Below are 1,804 nucleotides of genomic sequence, written 5' to 3' on the forward strand. Positions count from 1 at the left end.
AATAACAAAAAGGTTATTGTTTTCATTTATAACACTCTTTTCCTTTTTTCATCTAAATAGATCAGGAATAATAGGGAAAGGGAAAGAAAGGTTGTTATTGCCAACCTTCCTTTCCTTTCCTTTACTCATTATACTGAGGTTCTTCTTGTTCAATTTGCTGAACACGCGGGGAAACGCTATCCACCAGTTGTTGTGTTTGTTGGGCAGCATTTTGGTACATTTGTTTTGCTTGTTCATTTTCAGTTGCCAACGCAAATGATTCAAAACTGGCTTGAGCACTCTTTAAATTTGCTACTGTTGTTTTTAGATCACTTGATACTGTCATCTGACTCCTCCTAACTATATTTTTATTACACATTCTAGAATGACTCAAAGCAGTGTTTATTATGTAAAAAATCTCTTCCTTATTTTGGTAATATCATCATGCTTCCTTTATATATGATCAGTCAAAAAAGCTTTCTTTTTTAGTTTGTATTATGATGCCATTTTAAGAATTGATTTGGCATCTTTCATCATCAATAGCGCGGCTGCGAAACATTTTACGCGGGACATCTATCGGGATGCCACGGTTTGCACAATCCGTTAACTTGTAAAGTTCTTAAACACCGTTTTAGACAAGTAGTTGAACACTCTTAACAAGCTTACATATTTTACTGAATATGTCAGCTATATTTTGTGTTCTTTAGCAAACATTAAAAAAGCAGCAGAAAAATAAGGAGTTGATTACTAAATGAAGTTAATAAATCATCAATGTATAGTTTTATTTTGTTTCTGCTCCTTCCTTTTCGTGTTGGCTGGCTGCACGACTGGTAAAGGGGAATTAGGGGAAGAAACCATTGAAAACATGGCAACGAGTGATAAGATACAATCTATGTTTTCTGAAGGCCGGAAACAAGTTGTTTTAAATACAGAGCAGTCGAGACGTACCATTTTAAAAAACAATTTAATTGAACAGGAATCTATACTTAAAGATCCACAATTGCGTGAAAAATTTCTTGAACTTAACATGTCTGCAAATGAATTATTGGCAGAAGATGAGGAAGGTTTAGAAAGGTTAATGCAGCAAACAATTGATGTAATGAAAAATATTCAAAAAGATAAAGAGAAAAATAAAATGATAGTTCAAAATGATTTGAAAGCCAGGCAAAAAGTTATGAAAGAAAATGGTAAACTTCACACCGACATTTTAAAACAAAACGTGAAAGAAGAAGAATGGACGCTAAATAATCCAGATACCAATAAAAAAGTAAAGCAGTTCTCATTAGATTTAAATCAAGCTATTGCAGAAGATCCAGACTTTCAAGGTAAATTGTTGGAACAAAATATTAGCATGTTTCAAAAAATCACAGAACATCCTGAGTTACGCTCAAAGATGGCTGATGCCATGCTCCTATTAATGAAGGATCCGAAAATTAAAAATGAACTATCCCTGATGATTAATAAAGCGATGACAGAGGCGTCACAAAAGCTAAAACAAGAAATGAAACAGGATATGAAAAGTAATTCAGAAAAAATGCAGCAAGAAATACAAGCATTACAGAAAGAATTAGAAAACCTTTCAGAGCCGCAAGAACCAATAGAGCAACCGGATAACCCCCCTGGAGAACCAGAATGATACTGATACAATCCCAAACAGATTAAGCAGGCTGCCAATTTGAATCTCAGCGCCTGCTTTTTGTAAGCGTCAAATAATCCCCACCTTTCAAATGAGATGGGGATTTCGTATGCTTTAAGTATTCTGATTTGGCACGTGACAGATCTCGGGAAGCTCCGGTGACCATGGAAGGATCAGATCCAGGTTAGA

2 protein-coding genes are annotated in these 1,804 nt (G+C 34.9%); one reads left to right on the forward strand and one right to left on the reverse strand.

The features are described from left to right. Nucleotides 1–121 precede the first annotated feature (121 nt). On the reverse strand, nt 122–325 hold the full coding sequence (locus ACE1TI_RS21680) for a DUF1657 domain-containing protein (RefSeq protein ID WP_375009577.1): 204 nt from the start codon (nt 323–325) through the stop codon (nt 122–124). A 405-nt stretch (nt 326–730) separates the two neighbouring features. On the opposite strand from ACE1TI_RS21680, the gene ACE1TI_RS21685 reads away from it, so the two are divergent. After that, a complete protein-coding gene (locus ACE1TI_RS21685) occupies nt 731–1,615 on the forward strand; it encodes a hypothetical protein (protein ID WP_375009578.1) in 885 nt (294 codons plus the stop codon). Nucleotides 1,616–1,804 lie beyond the last annotated feature (189 nt).

This window comes from Alteribacillus sp. JSM 102045 (assembly GCF_041949975.1).
Classification (GTDB): domain Bacteria; phylum Bacillota; class Bacilli; order Bacillales; family Marinococcaceae; genus Alteribacillus.

Coding starts and splice junctions, on each gene's coding strand:
- ACE1TI_RS21680 (WP_375009577.1), bottom strand. CDS start 325: ATGACAGTATCAAGTGATCTAAAAACAACAGTAGCAAATTTAAAGAGT.
- ACE1TI_RS21685 (WP_375009578.1), top strand. CDS start 731: ATGAAGTTAATAAATCATCAATGTATAGTTTTATTTTGTTTCTGCTCC.